We start from the raw sequence: 6,660 nt of genomic DNA, 5'->3' as shown, positions 1-6,660 counted from the left end.
GGTGCTGCGGGCCAGGCTGCGCCGCCCGCGGGGCGTCGAGCGGGTGGCGGCGGCGGGGGGGGGGGGCCCCCCCCCCCCCCCCCCCCCCCCCCCCCCCACCCCCCCCCCCCCCCCCCCCCACCCCCGCCCCCCCCCCCCCCCCCCCTCCCCCCCCCCCCCCCCCCCCCCCTTTTCGCCCCCCCCCCCCCCCCCCCCCCCCCCGACACCGTGCGTTCGGATCACCACTGCTGCTCGGTGTCGTCCAGCGTCTCCTGTCCTTGCTCCAGGGTGTCGTCCGCGGCGTCCTTGGCCTTCTCGGGCGGCCGGGACGCGGCGTCCGCGCGCCGGTGCTTCTCATCGAGAGCCGACTTCGCCTGTTCCTTCAGCTCTTCCGCCTTGTCCTGAAACTGGTCCTTGAGGCCCATGTCTCCTCCTGGGGTCGGCCTGGACGATGGGCTCCTCCCACTGTGGCTCGGCCCGCCGGGCCTGTCGAGCGCGGCCCCGCGCCCCGCCCGCGGCATGCCCGCCAGGACCCGGCGGTGAGACGATCGGACATGAAATCGAGATGGCAGGCTATTCAGACTCTCCCCCCGGCTCCCTAGGGTGAGGACATCACCCGAAGCGGTCGGGTGCGACACAGTGGGGAGACCACCATGCGTGCGGTCAGCCAGAACTCCTTCGGCGGTCCCGAGGTCCTCGAGGTCGTGGAGCGCGGGAAGCCGGTGCCGGCAGCCGGTGAGGTGCTGGTGCGGGTGGGCGCGAGCGCGCTCAACCCGGTGGACGCGATGGTGCGCTCCGGGGCCCTGCCGCTGCTCGGCGAGCCGCCCTTCGTGCTGGGCTGGGACATCAGCGGTGTCGTCGAGCAGGCCGCACCGGACACCGGCTTCACGGTCGGCGACGCCGTCTACGGGATGCCCCGCTTCCCGGGCGAGGCCGCCGGCTACGCCCAGTACGTGACCGCACCCGCCACCCAGCTGGCCCACCGCCCCGCCACACTGGACGACGTGCACGCCGCCGCGCTGCCGCTGGCCGCCCTCACCGCCTGGCAGGGCCTGGTGGGCGCGGCCGGGCTGGCCGCCGGGCAACGGGTGCTGATCCAGCGCGCGGCCGGCGGGGTGGGCCACCTCGCGGTGCAGATCGCCAAGGCACGCGGCGCCCACGTCATCGCGCTGGCCAGCGCGCCCAAGCACGCCTTCGTACGCGATCTGGGCGCCGACGAGGTGATCGACTACCGGCACACCGACGTCACCGAGACGCTGCGCGAGGTGGACGTGGTCCTCGACTCCACCGGCCAGGGCGAGCGCTCGCTGCGCGTGCTGCGCGAGGGCGGGGTGCTGGTCACCATCCGCGAGCACCGCGACGAGCGGCTCGCGGCCACGGTGACGGCCGCCGGGCGGCGCTTCGCCGGGATCTCCGTGGTGCCCGACGGCGCGGCCCTGGCCGAGATCGCCGCCCTCGCCGACGCCGGCCGCCTGCGCCCGCACCTCGCCGCGACCTTCCCGCTCGCCGAGATCGACAAGGCCCACCGGCTGCTGGACGAGGGCACCGCCCAGGGCAAGATCGTCCTGACACTCTGAAACACGCGAACGACGAAGCACGCACCCGACCAGGCAGCGGAGGCACGGCGATGGACATCCTCACCGAGGTGCTGGCCTCGATGCGCACCGGCTGCCCGGTCTCGGTGCGCACCGAGGGCCGCGCACCGTGGGGGCTGCGGCTGCCGGCGGTGGCCGGGGCGGGCTTCCACGTGGTGCTGTACGGCACCTGCTGGCTCCTCCCACTGGAGGACGCCGCCAACACCCGCCGCCCGATCGCGCTGAGCCCGGGCGACGTGATCTTCCTGCGCGACGGCCACGGCCACCTGCTGACGGACGACCCCGCCACCCGCGCCACCGTGCCCCAGCCCGCGCGCTTCGCTCCCGGCTCGCCGATCGGCCACCTCACACTGGGCGGCGACGGCGCGCGCACCAGCCTGCTCTGCGGCGCCTACCACCTGGACCAGGGCCGCCCGCACCCGCTGCTCGGCCAACTGCCCGAGGTGGTGCACCTGGAGACCCGCCACGGCCGCCACCCCGAGCTGACCGCGGCCGTCCAGCTGCTCGGCGCCGAGCTGGAGGCCCCGCGGATCGGCTCGGACGGCATCGTGCCGGCCCTGATCGACGCGCTGCTGCTGTACGTGCTGCGGGCCTGGCTGCAGGACCAGCCCGCCACCGCGGTCGCCGGCTGGGCCGCGGCCCTGCGCGACCCACTGGTCGCGCCGGCACTGGCCGCGATCCACCAGGACCCGGCGGCCCCGTGGAGCGTGGAGTCACTGGCCGATCGGGCCGGCACCTCCCGGGCGACCTTCGCCCGCCGCTTCACCACCCTCGTCGGCGAGCCGCCACTGGCCTACCTGACCCGCTGGCGGATGACCACCGCCGCCAGGCTGCTGCGCGAGGCGGACCTCCCGCTCAGCGCGATCGCCACCCAGACCGGCTACGGCTCGGAGTTCGCCTTCGCGAAGGCCTTCAAACGCGCCCACGGCCTGCCACCCGGCGGCTACCGCCGCCAGACACAAGCCATCTGACGAGCCATCAGACAAGGTACGCGGTCGAAACCGACGGGCAGGTGACGCGGCCCGCGCAGCACCGCGCTGGCGCGGTGGACGGGGTCCGCTCCGGCGGCACCCGGCCCATCAGGACCTGCTTGGACAACGGCGGCCGATCATACGGCTCACACGCCTCGTCACCGATCATCGTCAGCGTCCCCGTGAAACCCTCCGCCCGCAGCGCCTCGGCAGCCCGCAGCCCGCCCGGCCGCCTCGACCGTGATCGCCTGCACCGGGCAGGCCGCCGCCTGCACCACCCGCGCACGCCACGCCTCGTCCGGACCCGGGTGGTACATCAGCGCCTCCTCGCCGTGCAGGGCGAAGACCTCGGGCGCCAGGAACACGCACTGCGCATAGCCCTGACACCGGCTCAGTTCGACGACCAGCCGCATCCGGGCCACGTCCCTTCACCGCAGATCCGCGCGGGCCCGACCGCGCCACGCCCGCCAGGAGGGAAGCTACCCGAGCCGGACAAACACCGCATGACGGACACCAGGCCGGTAGTTGGGCCGGCGGAGTGAACGTCCACCGCCCAGGTGCGCCCGCACGGCACGAACCCCCCACCGACCGCCACCATGGGCCCCGCCCCACACACCACCCAGGAGGACCGATGCAGGCCACCCCGCCGGCCACCGACGACACCCCCGCACAGGCCCTGCGCACCCCACGCGCCGCCGGCGTGGCCGGCATCCTGTTCGCGCTGCTCCTGGCCCTCGCCCTCGTCCTGGTCAGGATCGCCATCCCGGCCCACCCGGGCGGCGCCGGCGCCTGGCTCGCCACCGCCTCCCACCGCTCCCTGCTGCGCACCGCCCTCGCCCTGGTGCCCTTCGCCGGCGTCTTCTTCCTCTGGTTCATGGGCGCGGTGCGCGACCACGTCGGCCACCAGCACGACCGCTTCTTCGACACCCTCTTCCTCGGCAGCGGCCTGGTCCTGCTCGCGATGCTCTTCGTGCTGACCGCCGCCACCGACGGCCTGATCGACGTGGCCTCCGGACCCACCTCCGGCCAGCTCCAGGAGTGGCTGTTCGGACGCCACCTCAGCTTCACCCTGCTCTCCGGCTACCTGACACGGATGGCCGCGGTGTTCACCCTCAGCACCACCACCATCGGCCACCAGCTCGGCGTCTTCCCCCGCTGGCTCACCTGGCTCGGCTACCCGGTCGGCCTGGTGCTGCTGTTCGTGGTCAGCACCCTGCCCTGGTCCGAACTCCTCTTCCCCGCCTGGGCCCTGGCGGTCAGCTGCCACGTCCTGCGCGCCGGGCTGCGCACCCCACGCCCGGCCCGCTAACCCATGCCGCTGACGCTCTCCGGCTCGATCACGAAGATCACCCGGACCTGGTCCCGCCCGCCGTACCACGGGTACGCGGTGCCCAGGTAACGCCTGGACAGCGCCTCGATGTGCTCCACCGCGCCCTCGGTCCGCACCTCCACCACCCGCCCGCGCACCTGGAAGTACCGCGACGGGTTGGCCGGGTCCGCGACCGCGACGGCCACCCGCGGATCACGCCTGATGTTCCTGGTCTTGACGTGGCTCTGCACGCTGTTGATCAGCACGTGCTCACCATCGGTGTCCACCCAGGTCTGCGTCACCTGCGGCGAACCGTCGGCCATCGTGGTGGCCAGGTAGCAGATGCCACGCGAGCGCAGCAGCGTGAGCAGTTCCTCGGACAGTCCCAAGACAGTCTCCCGGTCGTCGGATGCGGACGCCGTCCCCGCCACGGCGAACACGGCATGATCACGGCGCAGCATACGCACCCCCACCGGGGAGCGAGCGACCGCCAGGGCTTTCACCCGGTCCCGCCACCGGATAGAACACCAAGGTGAAGATACGCACCGGCGGCCCCGGCGACACCACCGACATCCTCCACCTGCTCGACGACGCGGTCACCTGGCTGGCCTCGCTCGGCCGCACCGGCCAGTGGGGCGAACAGCCCTGGAGCACCCGACCCGCCGCCGTCGAACGCGTCCACGCCTACACCCACGACCGCGACACCTTCTGGACCCGCATCGCCGAGGACGCCCAAGGCACCACCGTGGGCAGCTGCGTCCTGTCCGAACACGCCCCCGACTACGCCACCCCGCCCGGCCGCCGCGAACTCTACGTCCGCAACCTGGTCACCTCCCGCGCCCGTTCGGGCTCCGGCATCGGCGCGGCCCTGATCGCCGACGCCCTCGAGGAGACCCGCCGCCGCGGCCTGACCCTGCTGCGCGTCGACTGCTACGCCGGCGGTGACCGCCAACTGGTCGCCCAGTACCAGCGGTTGGGCTTCACCCCCACCGACACCTTCCAGGTCGAGCAGCCCAACGGCCCCTGGCCCGGCCAGATCCTGGCGATCGAACTGTGAACCTCCACCAACCACCACCGCCGCGACACACGAGAACAGCCCTCCTCCGCGGCCCCCGCCGGCCCCCCGGCCCGCGCCGGCCGCGCGACGGGCCTGGGCCGGTCAACGGACATACGATTCGAGCGTGCCGCGCCGGCGGATGTCGAGCGTCGCGCAGTGGAACGAGCCACCGAACGGCGCGTAGTGCAGCAGGTCGCACGGAATCGGCTCGAACCCCCATTTCTCGAGCGCGCGCAGCATGCCGGTGTGGTGCCGCTCCGCGATCACCCGTTTCTCGTCGATCATGAGAACGTTCATGTTGAGCCACTTGCCGCACAACGAGGTCATCTTGAGGAACCGCTCGTCGATCGGGTCGGGCTCCGGGGCGATCAGGATGTCCCACGAGCTCAGGACGTCGGGCAACCGGTCGACGTCGACGTACTCGGGATTGACCAGCACCTTGCCGGGCGCGAGCGGGAGGAACGTCGTGTCGATGTGCATCGGCGCGCGGCAGCGGCTCTCGATCTCGTGGATCCGGTAACCGGGACCGAGATGGCGACGCAACCAGTCGATGCCCATGCGGTTGGTGACGTTGCTCCGCGTGACGAACAGGTCGCGTCCCGCCCGCACGAAATCCGCCGCGTCGAACACCGGCTCGAACTCGGTGAGGATGTAGCGCATGGGCTCCCCGGCCTCGGGGATCCGGAAGTCCGCCTCGAACAGTGCGTCCGTGAGCTGCGGCTTCGGCGCCGCCGTCCAGCGCGCGCCGCGCCGGAAGTAGTCCTTGAGGACCCTGCGATAGGAGTGGGTCTCGAAATACCGGCACGGCCACGCCATCGGGGTCTCGATGATCTCGTCACCGATCACGAGCATGCTGTCACGCGGACAGGTGCTGCAAAAACCGCGCGACGACCAGTCGGGGGTACCGAAGCGCTGCCTGTGGTCGATCGCGTCCGGACGCGTGACCGTGATGCCGAGGGACTGCAGGAGGGCGACGAACTGATCGAGCTCACGCCGCGCCGGCCCGATCAGCGTGCGCGGGTACTTGAAGCCGGCGGCGAGCCCCTGCAACCGCGCCGCCCACGGTGGGATGTTGCAGGCCACGACCGGATGGCTGGAGGGGATCGTCGCGGCATCGAGACGCCCGACGATGACCTCCTCCAGCGGATCCCACTCGTTGTGTGAACTGACCGGCGAAATGAGGGGTTCCGCGGCGTCATCAGTCGTGGCCGATGGCGCCGACCTCACGCGTGGTCCACGGCCCACGTACGGGCATCACGGCCTGCCGCCGCCAGACGGCCGGGCCTGCGCACTACCGCCATGCTCAGTCGCTCTCGATCACAGAAGCCGGTGACTTAAAGTATACAATAGATCACTCAAAGTACATGGCCGGGTTGCTGGCGTCAACGAGCGGAACCCATCCACCTGACGCCCGACAGGACCGCGACCGGTCCGGCCGGCCCCCTGTGTCGGCGTGGCGGTCCCGGGGATGGCCGAAGGGGCCCGGTGCGCGGTGGCGTTCCGGGCCCCTTCGGGGGCGCTCCGAGGGTCCCTGTCCGACGCGTGGAGCGCTGCGGGGGGTGGCTCGGGGGGTGTGATCAGCGGCTGGTCAGCGTGGCCGGTGGTCGGTGGCTGGTTGGCGGGTGATCACTGCTACTGGATCCGCGCGGGGTGTGCGGGGATCAGTAGTTGTGGTGGGTCTGCCAGTAGGCCCAGGCGGCGTTGGGGCTGCCGTAGCGGGAGTTCATGTAGTCGTAGGCCCACTTGATC

Annotated in this window: 8 protein-coding genes and 1 pseudogene; 4 read left to right on the top strand and 5 right to left on the bottom strand. The window is 72.5% G+C overall.

Going from position 1 to position 6,660, the window contains the following annotated elements; translation table 11 throughout:
* Window positions 1–218: 218 nt before the first annotated feature.
* Window positions 219–404, bottom strand: coding sequence for a hypothetical protein (locus tag ACZ38L_RS37850; RefSeq protein ID WP_465702378.1), 186 nt, complete (start codon window positions 402–404; stop codon window positions 219–221).
* A gap of 228 nt (window positions 405–632) precedes the next feature.
* On the opposite strand from ACZ38L_RS37850, the gene ACZ38L_RS37845 reads away from it, so the two are divergent.
* Together ACZ38L_RS37845 and ACZ38L_RS37840 are read left to right on the top strand one after the other, a co-directional pair.
* On the top strand, window positions 633–1,556 hold the full coding sequence (locus tag ACZ38L_RS37845) for an NADP-dependent oxidoreductase (protein WP_465702376.1): 924 nt from the start codon (window positions 633–635) through the stop codon (window positions 1,554–1,556).
* 50 nt (window positions 1,557–1,606) lie between these two features.
* Window positions 1,607–2,545 (top strand): AraC family transcriptional regulator, encoded by a 939-nt coding sequence (locus ACZ38L_RS37840; protein ID WP_465702374.1) that lies wholly within the window; start codon window positions 1,607–1,609, stop codon window positions 2,543–2,545.
* 82 nt (window positions 2,546–2,627) lie between these two features.
* Here ACZ38L_RS37840 and ACZ38L_RS37835 read toward each other — a convergent pair.
* Together ACZ38L_RS37835 and ACZ38L_RS37830 are read right to left on the bottom strand one after the other, a co-directional pair.
* Window positions 2,628–2,765, bottom strand: a pseudogene (locus tag ACZ38L_RS37835) (FAD-dependent oxidoreductase); the annotation flags it as partial.
* Window positions 2,704–2,958: a ferredoxin gene (locus ACZ38L_RS37830; RefSeq protein ID WP_465702372.1), complete on the bottom strand. Its 255-nt coding sequence runs from the start codon at window positions 2,956–2,958 to the stop codon at window positions 2,704–2,706. The gene ACZ38L_RS37830 and the pseudogene ACZ38L_RS37835, both read right to left, overlap by 62 nt.
* 218 nt (window positions 2,959–3,176) lie before the next feature.
* On the opposite strand from ACZ38L_RS37830, the gene ACZ38L_RS37825 reads away from it, so the two are divergent.
* The gene (locus tag ACZ38L_RS37825) at window positions 3,177–3,854 is read left to right on the top strand and encodes a hypothetical protein (RefSeq protein ID WP_465702370.1); all 678 of its coding nucleotides are present in this window, start codon (window positions 3,177–3,179) and stop codon (window positions 3,852–3,854) included.
* On the opposite strand, the gene ACZ38L_RS37820 is transcribed toward ACZ38L_RS37825, so the two are convergent.
* Window positions 3,851–4,243: a PPOX class F420-dependent oxidoreductase gene (locus ACZ38L_RS37820; protein WP_465702368.1), complete on the bottom strand. Its 393-nt coding sequence runs from the start codon at window positions 4,241–4,243 to the stop codon at window positions 3,851–3,853. The two genes, ACZ38L_RS37825 and ACZ38L_RS37820, sit on opposite strands and share 4 nt — an antisense overlap.
* A 143-nt stretch (window positions 4,244–4,386) precedes the next feature.
* Between ACZ38L_RS37820 and ACZ38L_RS37815 the strand changes: the two genes are divergently transcribed.
* Window positions 4,387–4,911, top strand: a complete 525-nt coding sequence (locus tag ACZ38L_RS37815) for a GNAT family N-acetyltransferase (RefSeq protein WP_465702366.1) — start codon at window positions 4,387–4,389, stop codon at window positions 4,909–4,911.
* Window positions 4,912–5,013: 102 nt separating this feature from the next.
* Here ACZ38L_RS37815 and ACZ38L_RS37810 read toward each other — a convergent pair whose 3' ends face one another.
* Window positions 5,014–6,138 carry an amidinotransferase gene (locus ACZ38L_RS37810; protein WP_465702364.1) on the bottom strand — a complete coding sequence of 375 codons (1,125 nt, stop codon included), beginning with the start codon at window positions 6,136–6,138 and terminating at the stop codon, window positions 5,014–5,016.
* Between the last annotated feature and the right edge of the window lie 522 nt (window positions 6,139–6,660).

This window comes from Kitasatospora sp. NPDC024654 (genome assembly GCF_055559155.1).
The sequence above is the reverse complement of the archived record's forward strand: the minus strand, read 5'-3'. Positions and strand labels throughout refer to the sequence as shown.